Annotated in this window: 11 protein-coding genes; 3 read left to right on the top strand and 8 right to left on the bottom strand. The window is 47.8% G+C overall.

Annotated elements, in window-relative coordinates; all coding sequences use genetic code 11:
- Positions 1–58 precede the first annotated feature (58 nt).
- From GCU44_RS11655 to GCU44_RS11625, 7 genes are all read right to left on the bottom strand, one after another.
- The gene (locus GCU44_RS11655) at positions 59–1417 is read right to left on the bottom strand and encodes a RagB/SusD family nutrient uptake outer membrane protein (protein ID WP_154856552.1); all 1359 of its coding nucleotides are present in this window, start codon (positions 1415–1417) and stop codon (positions 59–61) included.
- Positions 1418–1444: 27 nt separating this feature from the next.
- Positions 1445–4831, bottom strand: a complete 3387-nt coding sequence (locus tag GCU44_RS11650; protein WP_154856551.1) for a SusC/RagA family TonB-linked outer membrane protein — start codon at positions 4829–4831, stop codon at positions 1445–1447.
- A gap of 154 nt (positions 4832–4985) precedes the next feature.
- Positions 4986–6032, bottom strand: a complete 1047-nt coding sequence (locus tag GCU44_RS11645) for a FecR family protein (protein WP_241684920.1) — start codon at positions 6030–6032, stop codon at positions 4986–4988.
- A gap of 75 nt (positions 6033–6107) precedes the next feature.
- Positions 6108–6719 carry an RNA polymerase sigma factor gene (locus GCU44_RS11640; RefSeq protein ID WP_154856549.1) on the bottom strand — a complete coding sequence of 204 codons (612 nt, stop codon included), beginning with the start codon at positions 6717–6719 and terminating at the stop codon, positions 6108–6110.
- 588 nt (positions 6720–7307) lie between these two features.
- Entirely contained in the window at positions 7308–10019 is a 2712-nt protein-coding gene (locus GCU44_RS11635) for a glycoside hydrolase family 78 protein (RefSeq protein ID WP_154856548.1), read from the bottom strand.
- The gene (locus GCU44_RS11630) at positions 10016–12232 is read right to left on the bottom strand and encodes a metallophosphoesterase family protein (protein WP_154856547.1); all 2217 of its coding nucleotides are present in this window, start codon (positions 12230–12232) and stop codon (positions 10016–10018) included. Before GCU44_RS11630 ends, GCU44_RS11635 begins: the two co-directional genes overlap by 4 nt.
- A gap of 3 nt (positions 12233–12235) precedes the next feature.
- On the bottom strand, positions 12236–14110 hold the full coding sequence (locus GCU44_RS11625; RefSeq protein WP_154856546.1) for a sulfatase-like hydrolase/transferase: 1875 nt from the start codon (positions 14108–14110) through the stop codon (positions 12236–12238).
- Between the two features lie 251 nt (positions 14111–14361).
- Between GCU44_RS11625 and GCU44_RS11620 the strand changes: the two genes are divergently transcribed.
- From GCU44_RS11620 to GCU44_RS11610, 3 genes are read left to right on the top strand one after another with little or no spacing between them, the layout of a single operon-like run.
- Entirely contained in the window at positions 14362–15681 is a 1320-nt protein-coding gene (locus GCU44_RS11620; RefSeq protein ID WP_154856545.1) for a peroxidase, read from the top strand.
- Positions 15681–17096: a Dyp-type peroxidase gene (locus GCU44_RS11615; protein WP_241684919.1), complete on the top strand. Its 1416-nt coding sequence runs from the start codon at positions 15681–15683 to the stop codon at positions 17094–17096. The genes GCU44_RS11620 and GCU44_RS11615 overlap by 1 nt, the downstream gene beginning before the upstream one ends.
- Positions 17089–18045 carry a catalase family protein gene (locus GCU44_RS11610; RefSeq protein WP_154856544.1) on the top strand — a complete coding sequence of 319 codons (957 nt, stop codon included), beginning with the start codon at positions 17089–17091 and terminating at the stop codon, positions 18043–18045. The genes GCU44_RS11615 and GCU44_RS11610 overlap by 8 nt, the downstream gene beginning before the upstream one ends.
- A 1020-nt stretch (positions 18046–19065) precedes the next feature.
- Here the strand turns inward: GCU44_RS11610 and GCU44_RS11605 are convergent.
- Entirely contained in the window at positions 19066–20985 is a 1920-nt protein-coding gene (locus GCU44_RS11605; RefSeq protein ID WP_154856543.1) for a D-arabinono-1,4-lactone oxidase, read from the bottom strand.
- Positions 20986–21094 lie beyond the last annotated feature (109 nt).

Here is a 21094-nt window from a genome sequence, read left to right as displayed (position 1 = left end):
CAGATTAATTCCTTTCTTGCTTCCAACATAAAAAAGGGGAATAAGTATATATTTAAGATTACGGCTTTCGGTTTAATCCATGAATCTGAATCTCATTCAACGGAAAAGGGAAAGCTAGTAAATCAGCATACTCACTATATGGTTTTATTCCGACCCCTTCTTGATCAGTCTTAATTATTCCTTTTTGAAGTCGTCTAGTGTTTAGGTAATGATCTCCAAGCTCAATAGCTAACTCCTTCGTCCTATCGTTATATAAGGTATCGAGAGCTGCATTTTTTTCAGGAATAAAAGTAAGGATTGTTGAAGGATTAGCCCTAAACCTTAATATATTTATATCATCAACATCCTGTTGGCTAACACTATTGTTATTCATTATATTGGACTCTGCACGGATCAAATACATTTCAGCCAATCTTATATAAATCATGTCCATTTGATCACTGGAATATTTACCGTCTATATAAGTAATATTAGGTTGGACAGTGTAAAAACTCCAACGGTTATCCTGGAGATCAGCATTCATTAATCTGGACAAAACACCATTCGGATTTAGACTGAGACTGCCTGTTGTCTCATTTGGCTGGTAGGCATTTCGTAAACTTGTCGTGGGCCGTGGGTTGGCATTGTCACCTGGATTAAATTTGAATGAAAAAATATTTTCACGAGAAGTCCCGAGTGGATTGAATGGTGCCTTTACATCTGATTCAATGATAAAATCACCCGTTTTGATTACCTCGTCCGCCATTTCATAAGCTTTGTCATATTTTTTATGAAAAAAGTAAATTCTGGCAGCCAAGGCAGTGGCAGCTTGGTAATTTGCAACCCCACTGAGATTATTCTGAAAATTGAACCTCGCCTGCTCAATATCTTCTTCTATAGCGTTTCTTACCTCTCCAGTCTTACTGCTGCTAATCGTTTCATCCACACCAAGTGGTTTGAGCAATAGGGGAACGGAATACCCTGTAGAAGAAAGCTCGAAATAATTGTTCAAATCAAAATAAATCAGTGCCCTCAAGAAATGCATGTCGCCTAAAATAGCTTTCTTTTGGTCGTCGGTTCCCTCCATGATGGACAAATCCTTAACTGCTATGGTATTTAGCGTGTTTAATATTCGATATCCCCTTACAAAATAACCTAAATCATTTGCTAGAAGATGATCGAAAAATTGAGGATAATTGTTATTATTCCTTACCACCACATCACGAACCATTGTCGTTCCATACAAAGAGGATTCTCCGCAAAAAGGTACTCCTTGGTTTCCTCTTGTAAGACTATAGGCACCATTGATTAAGGCTCTCATTGCAGTAAGATCTACCAATTTATCGTCAGTGAGACCGGTTGCCGGTGGAATATCAAGGAAGTCATCACTGCACGAAATAAATGTTAGAATTAGTAAACTTAATATTATATTTTTCATAAAACTTAATTTAAAGATAAGATTTAGTTAAAAGTCCCAGGACACACTCAACATATAAGTTTTCGCCTGGGGCGCGCCTTTATCTGCACCCAAAGCAGAACTATTGTTAAAATTTACACCGGTAAATTCGGGATCCCAAAAGAAATCAGGTGCCTTGGTAAAGGTTAAAAGATTTGAAAATCTCATGGACATCCTTAACCCATTCAAAATAGAATTCTGACTCCCGCTAAAAGTGTAGCCAATATTAACGTCTTTTAAGCGCAAAAAATCAGTTCGAAATAAATGCTCTGTAGTATTACCCCATTGTATATTTTGAGTAGTTACCTGAGAAACATTGGTTATATCGCCTGGATTTTGCCATCTGTCCAACAAATGGGTTGGTGGATTAACTTTGTAACCCCCAAATGGATCCAAGTATCTCTTAACATCACCAAAAACATATTCCTGCCCCACTGCCCAAGTAAACAGAAAGCTTAAATCCCAGTTTTTCCGGCTAAATCCATTCCAAAGCCCTCCTGTGTTCCTAGGCCAAGGATTACCTGTGAAAATGAAGTTTTCATTCCAAAAATTATTGAAATTTCCATAATTGGTATTTATTTCACCTGTGGTTAAAATATTACCTGTCTCTTGTTCAAGATATGTATCCTGACCTGTTGCCGAATCAACACCTTTCCATACGACCATTTGTGAAATACCCACTGGTAAACCTGGTTGGAGTGTAGTGGATCCTAACCAAGTATTAAGTGTCACACCTTCTGCTCGGCCTGGCAAAACCTCTACAATATTATTTTCGTTGAAATTTATGTTGAATTTTGTTTCCCATGCAAAATTCGCCTTTCTGACGTTGACCGAATTTAGTGAGATATCAACACCCCTATTAGTAAGTATACCTACATTTGTCGTGATATTATCCACTCCAGTTAAAGCTGAAACAGGATAACCTAATAGTAGATCGTCGGTACGTTTGTAATAGTAATCAATCTCTCCTGTGATTCTATCATTTAAAGCCCCCCAAGTAAGCCCAATATCCAATTGCGCGGTCTTTTCCCATCCCAGTCTATTATCTCCCAGATTACTCATAAAAATTCCAACATTACCATTATAAGTGGCTGTATTATAATTGGTGGTAAATGTATTGTTTCCAATCCCGGCATTTCCAACAACGCCGTAACTAGCCCTTAATTTTAAAAAATTTAAGGTGTTCCCTAAAGACCTGAAATACTCCTCCTCACTAATAATATATCCAATAGATGCGGCGGGGAAATAACCCCATCGGCTATTTACCGCAAAGCGGGACGAACCATCAGTCCTCAAGCTCGTAGAAAAAAGATACTTACCTTTAAAGTCATAATTTATCCGGCTTACATAGGAATTGAAGGAGTATCCACTTTGCGAATAGCCGAGTATTTTAATAGCAGCATCCTGTGGATAAATAGTTGCAGAATTGAAGAAACCTTCTCCTAATGCTGTATTTTCTGTCCGAATGGATTTCTGAGCTTCGGTAGCTAATAAAATATCTAAATTATGACCTTTAAATTGCTTCTGATAATTCAGGCTATTATTCCAGTTCCAGGAAACATTGTTTCCAATAAGTGTTGCGGCCGAAGATCTTCCAGTCCATAGAGTAATTCCGTCTCTAAAATGATAATCGTCATTATTCAGGAAATTAAGACCATACTCTGATCGAAACATAAGACCTTCTGCGATTCTAGCCCTTACATACCAAGTTCCATAAAATTGGTTACTTTTGAAATTCATATCCCGAAGGTTGATTTGGGCTACAGGATTATTTCGTGGCCGGAAATAGGAGCCATCGCTATTATAAACTGGCCAAATGGGTAACAACTCGTTAACATGACCGACACCACCTGCCCAACTTGTTGGAACCTGGTTGTTATTAACGTGACCCATAGACATATTTGCCCCAAATGAGAAAATATTATTTGCCGTGTGTTCAAGGTTTAAACGAAATCCATAACTCCTATAATCATTTCCTTGGAGAATAGATTTTTGATTTTTTAAATTAGCACTGATGAAATAGATGGTTTTTTCTGTGCCACCGGACATTGAAAAATTGTGATCCAGGAGATAACCTGTCCTTAATGTTTCATCGACCCAATTTGTATTGGTTTCCTTTGCCTCAGCTTCCGTTAAACCATTCTGTAACACCCCACTTCGAGACCAAAAGTCCACTAGATTATTCCCTGAATTTACCCAAGCCTCCTGTGCCAATTCTATATATTGCTGACTGTTTAAAAGTGGGATTTTACGTGTTGGTTCAGAAATAGCGAAAGTTGAAGAAACATTGATCTTGGGTTTTCCGACAGTCCCTTTTTTTGTTGTAATTAAAACCACACCATTTGAGCCCCTTGAGCCATAAATAGCAGCAGAAGCTGCATCTTTGAGTATTTCAATTGATTCGATATCGTTTGGATTTAAACTTGCCAATACGTTAGTATTTGCGGCTGTTTGAAGATTCCAGTTATTTGCGGCCTGCCCCGGGTTTGAACCACCTATCGCTCCAGCTTCTACCGGTATTCCATCTATAACATACAATGGCTCACTACTTGCTACTACCGAAGAACTACCACGAATCCTAATATTTACAGCTGAACCCGCCAATGCGCTACTTTGTGTGACCTGAACCCCAGCTGCCATTCCTTGTAGTGCCGCTTCAAAAGAATTGACACCCAAGAAATTAACATTTTCAACATCCACTTTAGAAGTAGAGCTGGAAAGGTTCTTTCTAAGTTGAGTCCCATATCCAATAACAACATATTCATCCAACGAGGTCTGATCTTCGATCAACATGACATTAACCGTACTTTGTGCGCCTACCATAACGGTTTTGGACGCATACCCTATATAGGAAAATACTAAAGTGGAACCCTCTGGAATAGTAATTGAATAATTACCATCAATGTCAGTTACTGTACCACTGCTACTACCCAATACTGTTATAGTAGTGCCCGGCAAAGGTTCTCTTTTTTCATCAAACACCTTTCCACTTATGGTAATTGGATCGATCACTGTCACCCCCACATCACTTTCCTTCTTTTTCACCACATCAATCCCATGATTTACCTGCCGAAAAGACAGTTGGCTTTGCTGTGCGGCCTCCCTTAAAAAATCAATAACAGGGCCTTCCTTTTTAGCAAAGGTTACAGATTGCTGTCTATCCACATCCCGGTACTCATAGGAAAACTTAAAGGGGGTCTGCCGCTGCACCTCCCTAAAAAACTGATTCAGACTTAACTGTTCTGCCGATAATGTGACCCTGACCTCCTCTATATTTTTATATTGCCCATTCGCATTCAGGGCAAACACCAAATTTAGCATCAGGGTCTGCAAAACTAACCCGTATAGAAAGCATTTGGACAACATAATGATTGTCTTTTGTAATTTATTTTTCATATTTACATACGTTTATTGAATTATCGATTTCGGTAAACCAAACCTGCCATGGTGCCATTCCCCAATGATTGCCATGCACAGGTTTCCTCAAAAGCCGGCTGGGAGATTTCTCCTCTCCGGCTTTTTCTATGATGTGTCTCTATTGTTCATGATCTTAGAAAGTTAGCGTTACTGTCTTGTCATTTATTTGGTAGTCAAAATCCTTGATATAGGACATACTCTCAAGCACCTCTTCCAGCATCTGCTGCGGATATTCCCCCGAGAACTGCCAATGTATGCCCCGTGCATTTTTTAGATTGATTTCTACCCCATACCAGTCCTCAAGCCCTTCCTTCACGTCCCGGAGAGAAGCCCTATGAAAACGAAGTACCCCATCTTTCCAACCCAACACCTGCGAAACATCAAATCCGCTGACATAAAAGGAGGCGCTGATATTGTCATAGTTCAGCATTTCGCCTGGTGCCAAAGAAACTTGGCCACTTCTGGATGATACGTTGACTTTTCCGCTTACAAGAGAAATTTTGGTTCTCCCGGACTCCTTGGTATTGACATTAAAGCTGGTACCCAAAACTGTAGTCATCAAATCATCGGTCTGGACGATAAAGGGCCGTAAGCTGTCATGCACCACATCGAAATACGCCTCCCCCTTAAGCTTGACCAGGCGCCGTTCCCCTGCAAATTTCTCAGGAAAATACACTTCGCTGGAGGAGTTAAGCCATACCTTGGTGCCATCGCCTAAGGTTAACTGCATTTTCTCTCCTCTTTCCGTGTTTTTCTGAACGTTTATTTCTTCAACCTGGACCAGTTGGAGCTCTCGGTTTACCTGAAAAACTGGTACTAAAATCCATCCAAAAACCAAACTCACTGTCAGAATCGCCGCAACACGGGTCATTTGCCCCAAGCCATACCAAAAAAAGCCTGTCCGGTTTGAACCTTCTATTTCTGCTAGTTTTAGCCCCCCGCGCCTTCCTTTCCTCCTTTCCTTCAAAATTTCCTGCAGCACCTCCTCTTTTGTATCCGCTGGTGGTTCTTCGTGATCAAACGCTGCACGCAGCAAAATCTCCCTGGCAAGTAGCATGTGGGGGAGTTGTTTGGGATTAGCCTTTCGCCATTGATCCCAATAGGCCTCCAGTTCCTTATCCGGCTGCTTTACCCATCGGATAAACTCCGGATGGATCAAAAAATCTTCTATTTTTTTCATTTCTTTCACAGGCAAGCTGATAATATTGATGATGCATTTATATTCATTTTTCCGAAAGCGAGTATCTTGATCTGATTAAATCATTTTCCGTAAATATCGGATGGCTTTATACATTAGATTTCTCGTAGTTTGTTGATTTTCCAACCCCATAATCTCCTGAATTTGTGCATACGTAAGCCCCTCATAAAAGCTGTAGTAGATTATTTCTCTTTTGCGTGGACTTAATCGGGCAATGGCTGCGTTCAGCTTGACTATCTTTTCCTTGGTAAGTTGCTGATCTATCAATTGAGTTTCATGGGAAAGAGAAAAATGGATCCCTTCCGGAATCGCCTCCAAACCTTCCTTTTTTCCCTGCCAGGCAGAAAAATCCCTGATCAGACGTCTTTTGAGGCATTTAAATAGGTAAAACTTTATATCTTCCGTATCTCCAAGATACCGCCTCCGCTCCCGTAGGTCGATAAACATGTCCTGAAGAGCATCCTTGACCACCGAAGAATCCGCGACGATCCTAAAGCCATAGGCATACAACACCCGGAAATATCGCTCATAAATATAGATAAAGGCGGACTCATTGCCCTGCCGAAAGGCTTTCCAGGCCGATGCATCCGCGGAGAATGCAACGGGTTCTTCGCCAGGTGGGGACTTATCCGGTTTAAAATCAGAGGGTAAAGGTTTATTCACAGGCATTTTGGGCTTTTGCTTCTTTTTCCTTGGCCATTTGGTCACGAGGGAGCTTTATTTAAACTGTCTATTTCGTGATTCTACCCATCAGACAAATAAGAATTGGTATTCACTTTGAAAAGCAAATTCTTTTGGAAATGTAACCCATACTATTTAAAAAACTTCATTGTATATTAGTAATATTCTTATATTCAGCTAGTTAATTTTTTTGAACGATCTCAAATTCACCATTATCGGCTCCAGGATTAAAAAAATGTAACCTCATCCGTTCATAGTAGCATCCGAAATCCCCACTCCTACCGACAAAAATTTAATTGAACTCCTAAAATTAGAAACTCCCTCACCTTCTTTCGATGATTCCTTTGATGATAATTTCCAATTAGCGAATCTTGCCGGTAACACCCGGTAGCCGTACAAATCTTAATTCGTGCAAAGGAATAAATGGCTATCCTACCGTTCGTTCGCCCGAAAAAAGATCGCCTTTCTTACGCTGACTCGGCAATCCGTCCCCTTCTCGCAATTTTTTGCTGCTTCAGGAAAGCCATCCCTCCCAAATCAACTTCCAAAGCGAGCATGATCGGTCGCAGGTACCGATCAAAACTCTAGGACTTGCATGCCGTTACCAACAACCATCCCCGTATAGGGGCCGGCGGCATCGGTATTCCGGAACAATTCGGCAGCAGGTACCTGCTTTCCATTCAACCGCAAATACTCTCCCAGGCCCTCAGGCAAACGGATTTCGGCCGATGAATTGCCCGGCACCTCTACTTCCCAACGGATGCGCTCCCCTTCTCGCTTCCAATGGGATCGGATCCAGCCATAGGGCGAACGATGACCGGCCTCTACCCAGTCCAGGTCATCGGGAAAAGATGGCTTTAATAGTATCTGCTTGAATCCTGCTGCTTCCTCCACCGGCTGAATGCCTCCAAGCCCCTGAAAAAAGAAATCCCCAATGGACCCAAACATGATGTGATTTCTGGATTGGGATCCGTCCCAATTCTGAAAAAGCGTGGTGGCTCCCAATTCGTCTACCCAGTATCCCCAACCGGGAAAGGTTCGCTTATTGGCCAAGGCATAGAGGACCTCCTGCTGCCCGTACCGCATCAACACCTGTAGCAGGGCCTTGGTACCCACTACCCCGGCATCGATATGCCCTCCCTTTTCCTGAATGGCTTCCAACAGCTTTGCCAGAACCTCCGTTTTCTGATCGTCTTCCACCAGGCCCACAAACAAGGGCACGGCCTGAGCGGCCTGCCCGCCGTGATCGTAGGTACCACCCTGCGGATCAAAATACCGGTCATTGAACGCCTCCCGGATCCTGTCGGCAAGATTGGCATAGGTTTGCTGGTCCTGGGTCTCTCCTACAATTGCTGCCATTCGGGAGAGCCTATCGCTGAAATAATAGAAAAAGGCGGATGCCAGGAAAGGCCCCTGGGTCTTGTTTTCCAGCTGCTTGTGGTCGTCAATGCCGAAATTCAGGAGGTACCCATCGGCATGTGCTTCAAGGTAATCCACGTAGCGCTTCAGGGCCGGATAATACTTGCGGACAAGGGAGGTATCTCCCGTAAACCGGTACAGTTGCCAGGGAACTTCGAGAAAGGCGCCTTCCCACTGGGGGCCGTAGCCGCGTTCCGGATCTGCACTTTGTTTGTAGGTATAACCCCAGCCACTGGTAGGGATGATTCCCGGCAGGTCACCGCTGTCCCGTTGTTCGTCCACAAAGTCGTCCAGCCATTTCCGATAGGCTGCGGTCAGGTCGAAATTGTACATTCCCGTCTGGGCCACCAACAGGGCATCTCCGGTCCAGCCCATTTTTTCGCGGTGGGGACAATCCGTGGGATAGCCATGGTAATTGCCCAGAAACGACCAGCGCAGGTTTTCCTGAAGCCGATTGAATAGTTCGTTGGAGCTTCGAAAATAGCCGTTATCGGCCAGATCGGTATGGACCACATCGGCCTGTATTTCCAATAGTTCCACCTCAGGATCACTGCGTGTCACTTCCACATACTGAAATCCCTGGTAGGTAAAGATCGGATGCCAGGATTCCTCTCCCCGACCTTTCAGGTAATACCGGTCGGTTTGGGTATCCCCAGTCCAAATAAAACGGCTGAGTTCCTCCACATCCAGCGTGCTATCTGGATAGATGCGTTCGCCATACCGCAACTTAACACGTGAACCCGCTGGCCCTGCTACCCGGATAGTGGCCCAGCCGGTAAGATTCTGACCAAAATCCATCATGACGGTGCTGTCATTGACCACCCAAGTGCTTTCCGGCGCCCGGCTGCCGGTCACCCGGATGGGCGGCATTACCTGGGCGGATGGTTTGCCTTCCGGGCCGGAAATTTCAATGGCAGGCTGCCAGTAGTCGTCGGCAAATCCAGGAGCAGCCCAACCCGGCATTTCCTTGCGGGCGTCATAGGTTTCCCCATTGTGTACCCCGTCAAAAATAATTGGTCCTTCCAGACTGAATTTCCACTCTTTGTCTGAAACGATCCAATGGTCCACTCCGTCCGTATCCGTCACCCTTACTTGCAACCGGAGCGCCGGGGAATCCCTCCAGGGTGCCTGGTCGAAGTCCCAGGCTTCACGCGTGTGTTGGTTGTACCAGCCATTACCCAAAACAACTCCAAGGACATTCTCGCCCTGTTGCAGCAAGGAGCTTACATCGTGAACCAGGTACTTGACCCGTTTGTCGTACCGTGTCATGGCCGGATCCAGTTCATGGTCTCCCACTTTCTGCCCATTGATGACCGCTTCGTGGTAACCCACACCGGCGATGTACAGCCTGGCGGATTGAATGGGCCCGGGTAGGTCAAAGGTCTTTCGAAAATAAGGAGCCGCGGTTAGGGGGGGAACATCGGTATCCTCCCCCAGGTGTGAAATCCAACTGGCTTTCCAATTCTCTTCCCGCAACAAGCCCATTTCAAACCAGGAAGGCTTGCTAACAGCCGTCCGGCCGGCCTGATCCCAAACCTGCACCTGCCAATACAGCCGCTCTCCTTCTCCGGGCAATGCTCCCGGATAGGCCAGGCCCTGAGATTGACTGGAGAACACTTTCCCGGAATCCCACCTACTTGACTTCCCGGATCCCAGGCTATCTGGATGGGTACCAAGCAAAAGTCGGTAGGCTTCCTGACTGAAACCGTTTGCTGCCTGGATTTGCCAGCCAAAGATCGGGTTTTCTTCCAGGCCCAGGGGGCGGTCCATGTGGTTGGTGGTTAGCGAATGGACCGCAACTTCGGGTTGCTGGCTGCATGCAAACCCGATACTAACGAACAGGGATAAAAGAAGCGAACTGATTTTCATGGATCGGTTTGTTGGGTAGATCGAATGTACCGGTGCTCCCCGGCTATGTGTACAAAGGGTTCGTATTTATTCATCCGCCACAAGGCCTCGTCAGGCATGGGCTGAACCCCGATTCCTTCCACTACCGAAGGACCGGAACCCGATAGGCGCTTCAGGTTGGTAACATAGAACCCAAATCCGGGGCTGTTTCCATCGTTGATGTGCCAGGTGCCCAGGTTGATTACCAAACGATCCAGACCCGATAGGTCCAGGCCCACCGCTTGGTAATCCTGTAACCAATTGAGTTGGGTACTTCGCCATTGCTCATCGGGAGTCGGCAGCTGGTAATGCAGGAGTGGAACGTCCGCACTATCGGAAAAACGGTCCGATAGCTGGCTGTAGCCCGTCCCCAACCAATAGGCCAGGTTAAGCAGTTTGACGCTACCCTGAAAGCCCTCCAGCCAAACAAACCCACCTGCCCAACCATCCCTTTGCCTGGCGGTTTCCTTTTCGAGGCAATAATCGAACTGAATCAAAAATGGAGTCTCGCCTACATGCAGGGCCTGACACAGGTGGTTGATGGTCTGGGGAAGCCGGTCTTGTCCGGGAATGTGGTATTTTCGTTTGGAAGAGAACAGGTAAAGCGCCCGGTATCCCCGAAAATCCCGGACTTCCATGCGGTTGGATGGGTTGTCGTCTTCCCGGTACACATACCGGGTATTCCAGGATTCCAGGCCCTGGGAAAAATCTCCGTTTTTAATAGCTGAAGACGCCTCCAGCTGCCATTTGTAGTTGAGCCATAGCGGATAGTTTTGCGCATCAAATGCCGGCAGGTTTTCCGGGTAGGCATATACTTCCTCCGTGACGGTTTTAAAAGAAACTCCGCACTTCTTCCCATCGATAGCTACCACCAAAATACCCTGGGAAGGTCCTCCGTGCATTTCTTCTTCTCCAAACCCCCGGGGACGGTAGCCGGCAGCGGGTAAATTGATCATTCGCATCCCCTTATACTCGGTAGCCGTTTTGAAAGAGGCCCGGATGGGAATGTGTACATGACCGCTAAAGATGTACCGGACATTGCCCTGTCGGGCCAGGGTATCGAGTAGCAACTGCTTTACCGCCACCGACTCGGCATAATTGATCAGTGGATCGATGCCTATCGGGTGGGCGGGTACGTGTTGAAAAAACAGGGTAGGCCTCTCCTTGTTTCGTTCCAGATCCCGCTCCAGCCAGTCAAAATAATGGGGATGGGTCTCAAAAAAATCACTGCGCAGCGGATCCGGCCACACAATAAAATGCCAATCGCCCAGGTCAAAACTATAGAGCAGCCATTCCATTCCATTCATGGCTTTTTGTGCACCAAAATAGGCATCAAACTCGTCCATCCTATAGCCGGGTGTAAAGGTTGCCTGGTAGCGGGTTTCGTGATTCCCTATGGCGTAAAGAACGGGTGTTTGGATGTCTTTAAGGTAGGCATGCATGGCCTCAAAATGAGACACCTCCCCCTGATTGTCCACGATATCGCCCAAGACCAAGGAAAAGGCGGGTTTAGGAGTCAACTCATTGACGCGGTTCACGCTGTCCCAAATAAAGGCATTGTGGATTTTCATTCGGGTGGGATGCGCCCTGGGGGTCGCTGGATCTCCCCCTTGCGGATCTGCCATGACCACAAAGGAAAACTTTTGCCGATCCGGCACCCTGCCCAGGGTAGCCGGATCCAAGACGCCGATTTCCTTATCCAAGAGGTAATTGCAGCGAAGTTGCAGCCCCTGATCCTCCGTAAAGGACAGCTGCTGCTCCTGAACCAGGGTTTCCAGGGTAAATTCACAGCTTTTGCCATTCAGCAGCAGGTGAACCTTCGTACCGGGTTCCGGGCGATCGATCCAGGCGGCAAAAATAAATGGAAACGCTTTCCCTACGGAAAAGCGAAAGCTGCGCTTGTCTGCCCCACTGGTTGCTGGCTTGTTTGCAAATGGATAGGCGTTAACCCGGTTCAATTGGGCTCCGGGCTTTTTTACCTCCAGAAGCACCAATAGCGGGGCTACCTGTTCCACCGAGCGAATCTCCAGCCGCAATTGGAACTGCCCCTGCTGGTTTAGCACCTCGGAAAAACCGAAGGGCTGAGGGTAGGAAAAGGGAGGTACCACAGGGCCTCGCTCTTTTTCGACGGCGGATCCCAACAGAAACAGCGAGGAACTGGCACCCAGCCGGGAAATAAATTTCCTTCGTTTCATGACTTACCAATCCATATCGTAGCCATGGTCCTGGGGATCCACCCCCCATTTTGTCAGGAGACCTTTGGCTGCCCGAAGATCGTAATGACTCCGGTTAAACTCACCCACCCTACCGATCATGTCCAGCACCGCCTGCTGGGTGGAAGGAGCGCTGTCTTCGATGCAGTCAATGGCATTCAATGCATGGGTACGGGCAAATGAATTGGGGGTTTCCAGCACCTCGTAAAGGGCCTGTAGTCCCTGTTCGGTATTTCCCAGCCGGTACATGGCTTCGGCGGCCACCACCTTTACATTCGGAGACGCATCTGCCAGGGCGGTCCACAACGCCTCTTCGGCTTCTTTCGCCTCGGTCCCAAGTATCAATAACCCCGTTGCCCCCCAATACCGGATGGCAGGCTCTTCGCTGGCCACCATCTCCTGCAAAAAAGGAATGTCTCCTTTCCTTGGGTTCGAGGCCAGATTGGCACCGTCAACCAGTTCATTCAGATCAATGCCGGAGGTTCTCATGTAGTCGTACGCAGTTGTTTCGGCGGTACGGTCAATCAGTTCTGCCTCCGGAATAAAGCCCGTATCGTTGATTTCCAGCATCCAGTCGCGGGTAGCGGACCGCATGCGCTCCAACACCTCGGCGTACTGCGGATCCGCTGCCAGATTATTCACTTCCCAGGGATCGTTTTCGGTATCGTAGAGTTCTTCTGCCGGTTTGGTATTCCAGAACCTGGATTGTACTTCATTGCATTCTCCGGCCTCGTAGGCGGCTTCCCAGGACCGAATGGAGGGAGCGCGCCAAAGGTATTCCAAAAACTGGCCGTATACCCGGTAAGGCATGTAATTTCGAATGTAGCGGTATTTGCTATCCCGGGCGGATCGGCTCATGTCGTACCGCTCGTCCATCCTGCCCCGAAACATAAAGGCGTATTCCGGATCATCCGTTTTTTGTTCTCCCAAAAAGGCGTTTCCTTGTAAATATTCCGGTATTTCCTGGCCGGTTAGGCTCAGCAAAGTGGGCACGAGATCCACAAAACTGATCAGCCGGTCCACCTCGGAACCCGGTTTTTCTGCAGGATACAGGTGTTTGTACTTTTCAGGTATACGTACGATAAAGGGCACGCGGGTACCGGATTCGTACACGTAGCGTTTGCTTCGAGCCAACACCCCCCCATGGTCTCCGTAATAAAATACAATGGTATTTTCTGCTTCACCACTTTCCTCCAGTTCCTGCAGCAACTCGCCGATCACCTGGTCCATGTCTTCGATTTTGTCGTAATACTGGGCCCAATCGTGCCGCATTTCGGGGGTATCTGGATGGTAAGGCGGCAAGGTCACGTCCTCGGGCTTGTGCCGCAGCTCGTCCGAAGGGATGGACTTGTGAATGGAGCTTTCGTGCGAAATGGTCGAATTGAAAACCGCAAAAAAGGGCTTTCCTTCCGGCCGGTTGCGGTAGTGGGCCGTACGGCTGGACTCGTCCCAGATGTCCGCATTTTGCTCCGGGTTGATGTTGTAGTCTTCTTTGGAATTATTGGTGCAGTAGTACCCCGCCTCCCGAAGCATTCGGGGATAAAAGCCCACCACCTCGGATTTATCGTAATAGCTACGCATGTGTTGGTGTCCACCCGAATTGGCATAAACGCCGGTTAAAATGGTATTTCGGGTGGGTGCACAGACCGGCGCATTCGCATAGGCATGGGTGTATAAAAATCCCGATGCGGCCAACGCGTCCATGTTTGGTGTGGTCGCAAACGTATCCCCGTAACAACCAGCAAAGGGACTGTTGTCCTCGCTCGTAATCCATAGAATATTCGGGGGAGGCAGGTCTTTCTTGGCAGACTGGCAGGAAACCAAGTACAGAAAAAAGAGACAATAGGTAAAGTGTTTCATTTTGGGTCGGTTTAACGTTTACTGGGAATTTCATAAAATAAATCAAATTATTCGATTTTTGATAGCAATGGACGAAAAAGCAAGCAGATGAGCCTCATTCTCTACACCGGAAAAACAACCGCTTACCGGTAATCGTCGGCTGGCAAAAAATATTCTTTGAAAAAACAGGTGTTTTACATAGAAAATAAGTACAAATGGTTTCATTTCATAAATCATAATGAATATATTGTGTAAAAATAGATGCTTTTTCTATGTCTACTGTCCACAAAGGCCTGACCGTTACCGTTAGATTGGATGAAAAAAACATCCCCTACGTGAACGGGCTGCTGTCGGAGTACCGTAAAGACCTTAAGATCTATCAGGAAACCTACCGAAAGTCCCTTTCCACTACTTTTTTTATCAGTTGGCTGACGCTTCCGGAACAGCAATATGCTGGAAAAGAACGTCTTCCCGCACGGATTCTGTTACTGAGTAGCTATGTGGGAAGCAAAGCGGCCCATCTCAGAGAGCTGGTGGCGTTTCTGGGACCTCAGCTACGACAGGTTTTTAGCCAAAGTCCGGAATTTCCTACGGGTGAAACCGACGAACAGGAATTGATTCGGTTTTTACAGAGAAAAAGCATTCCCAATACGTTTTACTCCGGGTTCAAATTCATTACCACCCGGGAAGCAGACAGAGAGGCAGCATTGAAAGCTGCCGTATTGGACTACCTGCAGGCTGCTCCGGATATCAATTCCGACTCCAACCCCTCCGAGGTGAAGGAAAAGATAGAGCGGTACGTTAAAAACCACCCGAAGCTCCATTGGGCGTCGCGGGGGATCCCGTTTTCCTTTCGAAATAAACTGCAGATGCTGGCTCCATTGGTTGTCTTTTCCCTCGTGATGATTGCCTCCATCGGCTCGCTTATCGCCTTGTTTTTTTCAGATGCCGCGGTATTTCAGTGGCTTGCCTGGATTTTCCCGGCATTTGTACTCACCTTGCTCCTGCTTTTTTTACTCCTGCGCCTGAACGAAAATAATCCCCACGAACCTTCCGATCCCCTACCGGACGAGAAGGTACGTGAGATCGTTGCGTTGGAGACGAATCCGGTAATCAATGAAATGACCGTGATTGCCCCCTTGAAGAAGGGATGGATCCGCCGGGTATTTTTGGCGGTAACCCTAAAACTGGTGGGGCTGGTGGCCTATTTTGCCTACATCCCCACCGTCCATACGGCCCGATGGCTGCAAATGGACCGGGGAAAGCGCCTGGTTTTTATCGCCAATTTTGACAATTTATCCGAAGCCTACGCCCATGATTTTGTCGACAGTGAGCGAAGGTCCATGAACATGGCCGTTATTTTCAGCCATGCCTTTGGCTTCCCTGCCACCCGCTGGCTCGTACACAAGCTATACAACCACCGCAGCGAATACATGAAGGGCGTTCGTGCCCACCAGAAAATTACCCAGTTTTGGTATAGTTACAACCGGGACTTGAGCGTGGAAAACCTGAAACGAAACCGGGCTTTTCGGGAAGGCCTTTTTAAAGAAATGGACACTAGCGCCATCCGGGAATGGCTATTACGTATTTGATGATGAAGAAACTGGAAAAAGAAGACATTCAGGGATTGTTGGTTCGGGGCTACGGCAACCTGCCTACTGCCCGGTACCTCCTCTACACCGGTACCGAGCCGGAAATGACCCTGGGATTTCTCCGTACCATCCTTCCAAAAATCACTCCCGCTTCGGAAAAACCGGAATCGGTAGCCTTTCAGGTAGCGTTTACGCATCCGGGACTGGCGTTTCTGCAGCTTCCCGAAGTAGTGTTGGATTCCTTTTCCAGGGAATTTAAAGAGGGCATGAACGACATCCACCGACAGTTAATCCTGGGGGACACCGGTGAACATGCCGCTCACCATTGGAACTGGGGAAATGAACCGGTACATTTCCTCCTTTTAGTGTATGCAAAAGACGAGCAGCAATTGGAAGAAAGGATCTCCTGGCTTAAGTCCTTGGCTCAGACCCATGCAGTACAGCTGAAACAGGCGTTGCCAACCGGCTTGCTGTATGGAAAAAAAGAGCATTTCGGCTTTCGTGATGACATTTCCCGCCCCATCATTCGCGAGTTGGCGGATAGCCCCGAGTTGGACCCGGAGACCAGCTTTCCTGCGGGGGAGTTTATCATGGGCTACAAAAACCTGTACGACGAGTTTGCCCCCGCACCCACTGTGCCCAAGGAACTGGATCCCGAAAACAAACTCCCACCCCACCCGGATGAGCAGGAGCAACGCGACCTGGGCAAGAATGGATGCTACCTGGTGTTCCGGCAAATGGAACAACGGGTTTCCGATTTTTGGCAGTACATGAAAACCAAAGCAGGAGATGCGGATGCAGCCATCGCATTGGCAAGTAAAATGGTCGGCAGGTGGCCCGACGGCTCGCCCCTGACGCGCTGTCCCGTGAAACCCGACCCTTCCCTTTCCGATGCCAACGATTTTGGTTTCTGGGAGGAAGACAAAGCAGGTTTAAAGTGTCCCATCGGTGCGCATATCCGGCGAACCAATCCCCGGGACCACCTGGTGACAGAACGAACGCAAAAGGATTCCCGGGAGATGGCAGCCAAACACCGCATGTTACGAAAAGGAAGACCCTATGGACCTCCCCTAAGCCCGGAACTGGATCCCCATACCCTGCTGCAACGCACGGAGGACGGGGAAGAGCGGGGCTTGCATTTTATTTGCCTGGTCACCGATATCCGACGGCAATTTGAATTTGTCCAAAACAACTGGGTGAACTTCCATAAATTCGGTGGACTGGAAAACGATTCCGATCCCATTATCGGCAACCATTACCAAAACGAGCGGAGAAAAACCGATTCCTTTAGCATCCCGGAGTATCCGGTACGAAAGGTACTTACCGACCTACCTAATTTTACACGACTTAAAGGCGGGGCCTATTTCTTCTTTCCTGGAATCCGGGCCCTGCACTACTTGTTAGCCAATGGATGATTTGTTTACAGAAGCGGAAGAAAGAGACATACAGGAACTGATTCAGGAGATGAAGACGTTTCTGAAAGCGACCTACCCCGAAGGTACCGTGCTGAGAAACTTCCACCCCAAAATGCATGGATTGCTGAAAGGAACGCTTCAGGTGCTTCCGGACATTCCGCCCGAATTACGACAGGGTATGTTTAAAGAACCGAAAAGCTACGAAGTCTGGGTTCGACTGTCCAATGCCCCGCCCAAGGTGCAATCCGATAAACCTGCTTCCGGCAGGGGGCTGGCCATCAAGGTACTGGATGTGGAAGGAGAAATGCTGGAAGCGGATCCAATCGGCGTTCCCAGCCAAAACTTCTTACTGACGACCAGTCCCATCCTTTCTGCCTGGAACATCCGCCTGTATAAAAAAGCCATCCGGGCTGTTTTGTTTGGTTTCTGGGCACAACTAACCTTCGCCCTGAACCCCTGGCACTGGCGAAGTATTTTCCTTACGCTGACCTATTCCGCCAAACACGACAACTTGCTATCCCAAACCTATTTTTCGGGAGGTGCATTTCGATTCGGGCCCGATCGGTTCGTTAAATTCGTGCTCCATCCTCAGGATGCTTCGCTGGGCTACACCCTGGACAAACCCAAGTCGGACTCCTTTCTGAAAGAACAATTGGTTCAGGATATGGAAAAAAGCGCTCGTTCCTTTACGCTTTCCGCCCAACTCCACGAAAATGAGTCCAAACATCCCCTGGAAAACACCTCAAAAGTATGGAAAGCGGCGACGGTTCCATTGGCCACCCTAACGCTCCCCATTCAGAAATTTGACCTTCCCGAACGCATCGCCCTGGGTGAAGAAATGGAGTTTTCGCCCTGGATCGGACTGGTGGATCACACGCCCGTAGGCGGAATCAACCGGGCGCGAAGAAGGGTATACAAAGAGTTGGCAGCCTTTCGGAAAACACAGTAAATCCGAACCTGCACTGATCCCTCTCCCGTGCAGGAAACTATCGCACCCCTCCAGCACTTAACGATACAATCATTGCTATGGCGACAATGGGCTGCAACCATCGCTGGGGGATGACGCACATTCAATGCTGAAAATTGGTACGATGCGTTGGAAGCCAGACCCAATCGATAATAGGATGTCCAACGGTTGAGTAGCAACGAATATAAACCTATAGCCATCAAAGCGCACAACCCTACAATCCAAGCGCGGAAGGCGCGAAATAAAGGCGTCAATCCAAACGCCAATTGCAGGAAGAGATCCGCCCTTGCCTATAATTCGGAAACCTGTATGACGACCAAGAACCGATCGATTGATGAACCCTGATCGTTAACGAACCATTTATACCGGTTAATCATTTTTTTGAACCATAGAAGGCATATAAGAGATGTCGAGTGTGCTTCTATTCCTTCTTAAATCGTTGAGCGCCGTCTGTCTGGTCGCTTATGTCATTCTGTTAGTACCCCTTCTATGTACTTTTATGTCCGTATAAGGTTCCAATTATTTTTATTAAACCACGTAAGGGTCTTGCATTCCTGGCGCTGAAAGCGCAAAATACCGCACCACAGGGTGTAGCCTTGGATAACACTACGGATCGCAGTATCCCAAGCGCTGAAGGCGCGAGATACCAACGTCAATCAAAAAAGAACCATCCCCGTCAAAAACCAACTTATATGTCCTTATATGGTTCCAACCCTTTTTTTGAACCATAGAAGGCATAAACGGAAATAGAAGCAGCTTGAATTTGGTAGATTGAAGGTTGGTATTTTTACCAAGTGCCTGGACGAAAAAAAAGAACCTTCCCAAGCGAAGTCGAACTTATATGTAGGCACATAACCTTATTATGATTCCAATAAAAAAAGCCTTCGAGTTCCCAAAGACCTCACCGGTTGGATACGAATCCAGGCGCTGAGAGCTCGAAATACCACAGCACCGGAAGAAGCCCTGTGATCGATCGTCAGACTTTCGGATCCGAGACTATGCTCACGATTGTTTGATTCGATCCAAAAACGCATTGCGGAAGGTATCTCCGCCAAAAAACTCCTGCTCCTTTTCCCAATCCGAAAACCGGGGGAAGGCCTTTTCTACCATTTCCCTGTACCAGGGTTCCACGGAAAGGCCCCAATGTGGCACGGCGCCTATGGCCAGCAATTCCCGCTCCAGGCGCATAAACAAGGGCAGGCTGCCGGTCACACCCTTGACACTCACCAATTCGATCATGCACATATCCCCTTGCTGCATCATCGATAAATGCGCCGGACACTGCTTCACAAAGCGTAGGGAAAAAGGGGCCGCTAATAGTTGGTTGTACCGTTGGGATTCCTCGCAAACCGCAATGATCCGGTCCACAGCCTCAAACACCCGGTCGATCGGAAATCCGAATTCAATGGCGTACCCGTAGAATTTCAATTCACCCAGGCCCTGGTCCAATACGTTTCGGGCCAGGTCCTCGTACCCTCCCCCTTCGTCACCTTTGTGGTCCACCAGCCGTTTGATGGAATTATTCGTCATCCGGGGAATGGAAAGGTGGTTTTTGTTAAACACCCAGGGCGACAGTTTACCGGAAATGGCAATGCCGGAAATGAAAGTAGAAATGTAATTACGCTCCCTACCCGCATGGTGTTTTTCATGTTGCTGCTGGCTGTAATTACGCGTGGTCACCAGGCATTTACGCTGTTGCTCCGCCTCCGTCGCCGCATCCAAATCTCGATAGGGATTGATCAGTACTTCAAAATGCCGGTGCGAATTGATGTAGGCATAGAGGTCCCCCTGTTGCATTTCCACCTTTACATCTTCCCAGTTGCGCATGATGCGCTCTTCCTGTAGGCGGTACTCCGGCTGTGCTTCCAGGATCATGGAAAAAACAATACCCACGGACCCTATCCCTACCATAACGGCATTGAACTTTTCGTCATCCTGAATCAGGGTAATCCCGTGTTTTTGCACCATCTCGTCCTTTTCAAACCAATCCGGATCCGTAATGCCATCGGTAGGTTCTACCCGATACACCTTGCCGCCCTTGCCCACCAGCGTCATGGAACGCACAAAGGCAGAAACGGGCCCGATGTTTATACCCGACCCGTGGGTCGAGGTGGCGATGGCCCCGGAAATCGACTGAATACTTGATCCTCCCTGATTGATCAGGGCATACCCATGGTGCGTCAGCGCCTGAATCAGGTGCCGGATTTTGGTTCCTCCCCCGGTTTCAAAGAGGTAGTGCATTTCGGTCCCTGGTTCGTTGCAATAATTGACCGCTACCGTAAATCCATCCACATAGGCTGCCTTGATGCAATCACGGGCCGGTCGCTGGGTCTGGTTTAAGTGTTGGGTGCAGACCAGGTAGTCCTCGCATTGCGCCACCTCGGTCAGCGCATGTCCGGATCCTACCGCCCGTATCTTCTTTCCGTTCTTTTCTGCCTCCTTTACCAAATCCACTACCTCTACCAATCCCTCATAATCGTAGGTACTGCAGGACTCCGCCTCCGGTGAAAAATCCTCGTAGGCACCGTTGCCGGGAACAAAAAACTGCAGGGGTTCGGAAAAATGGTTGCCGTACCAATTCCCCCACTTTTGCCGAAAAGTTTTGTCTTTGGAAAAAACATCCTCCTGCTTCAGTTCCTTGTCCAGTGAAAGGAAGACCCGCTCGTGCTTGGCCATGCCTTTGTTCAGGCGATTTTCGATCAGTCTACGAACAAAACGGGGACCAACCAGGAAATTAATTGTATTTACCCATCGGTTTCGCTTTTGCCGGGAGCAGTGGTTCGTAAGGGTATCGTCCAATAATTCGATGTGCCGGGGCACGTTCTCCCGATGAAACAATACCTGAATCAGCAGGCGAAAAAGCACCCAGGAGACCAGGGTATTTCCTTTTTTCCAGGTTAGAAAGTTCGATACAGCACTCATGGGGTAATGGGTTTTGTTTCAGTGTATTGCCTAGGACTCGTAACTGTTAAATATACTAAAAAATGTTTGCGAATGTCCGGGAGCGGGGAAAAACGTTACCGGAAAGAAC

Source organism: Cyclobacterium xiamenense, from assembly GCF_009467825.1.
GTDB classification, from domain to species: domain Bacteria; phylum Bacteroidota; class Bacteroidia; order Cytophagales; family Cyclobacteriaceae; genus Cyclobacterium; species Cyclobacterium xiamenense.
Note: the sequence above shows the minus strand (reverse complement) of the source record. Positions and strands in the feature narration are given on the sequence as shown.